This window comes from Parafrigoribacterium humi, from assembly GCF_040227205.1.
GTDB lineage: Bacteria > Actinomycetota > Actinomycetes > Actinomycetales > Microbacteriaceae > Parafrigoribacterium_A > Parafrigoribacterium_A humi.
Genome location: NZ_JBELOA010000014.1, coordinates 1 through 1272, shown reverse-complemented (window position 1 = coordinate 1272; position 1272 = coordinate 1). Strand labels below are relative to the sequence as shown.

The window sequence follows — 1272 nt, the reverse complement described above, 5'->3', positions numbered from 1 at the left end:
GGGACTGCTGAGGGTTTCGGTTACTCGTATTCTTAGGCCGCGTTTGCGGTCGTTGTGGTCATGATGGTCTCGAACTCGATGGGTGTCAAACGGCCGAGGACGCGTTGGCGTCGTCGCCGGTGGTAGGTGGCTTCGATCCAGGTCACGATCGCCAGCCGCAGCTGCTGGCGGGTGGCCCACGAGTGCTGGTCGAGAACGTTTTTCTGCAGCAGCGCGAAGAACGATTCCATAGCCGCGTTGTCGCCGGCAGCACCCACTCTGCCCATCGATCCAGCCAGGCCCGCAGAGCTGAGTGCGTGGACGAAACGGCGGGAGCGAAACTGGCTGCCGCGGTCCGAATGAACCGTCGTTCCGATGGGTCGCCGCCGCTGGATGGCCATCCGCAGGGCGTTGACCGCGAGCTGCGCGGTCATGTTGTCGTCGATCGAGTACCCCACGATCCGGTTGGAGAACACGTCCTTGATGGCGCAGAGATAAAGCTTGCCTTCGCCGGTCCAGTGCTCCGTGATATCCGTTAACCAGAGCTCGTTCGGCCGGGTCGCGGTGAACTTCCGTTGCACCAGGTCGTCATGCACGGGCGGGCCCTGTTTCCGGTTCTTCGTCCCTTTCTTCTTCGCGAAGGCGGACCACAGCCCCTGCTGGGAACACAGCCGCCACACCCGCCGTTCAGACGCCGCGAATCCGAGGTCTTCGAGTTCGTCGGCGATGAACCGATACCCGAACACTGGGTCATCGTGATGGACATCGATCGCCGCGTTGATCAGCTGGGCCTCATCCCAATCCCGATCCGACACCGGCCGCTGCAACCACCGATAGAACGGTTGCTTGGCGATCTTCAATACCCGGCACGTCACCGCGACCGGCACCCTGATCGGGGCGCCGGCCGCGGCCAGCTCGCGGACGAGCGGGTAGATCATTTTGGGCTGCGCAGCACCCCTTGCGACAAATAGGCTGCCGCCCGCCGCAATACCTCGTTCTCCTGCTCCAGCAGGCGGATGCGTTTCTTCGCCTCTCGCAGCTCGACGTGTTCGATCGAGCTCACCCCTGGCTTGACCCCGTCATCGACCTCGGCGATCTTGACCCACCGCTGGACACATGACTCGGAAATTCCGAAGTCCTTCGCGACCTGAGCAAACGACGCCTCACGGCGCCTCGCAATCGCGACGACATCATCCCGGAACTCCCTCGGAAACGCTCTCGGCATGGCAAACATCCTTCCAGAGACGAGCTACTCGCCCCAGATCAGGAGTCACCTAAACCTGCAGCAGTCCC

The 1272-nt window shown here is 62.7% G+C and carries 1 pseudogene; it reads right to left on the bottom strand.

What is annotated here, in order from left to right:
* Window positions 1-32: 32 nt before the first annotated feature.
* Window positions 33-1204: pseudogene (locus tag ABUA28_RS14060) on the bottom strand (IS3 family transposase).
* Window positions 1205-1272: the final 68 nt, after the last annotated feature.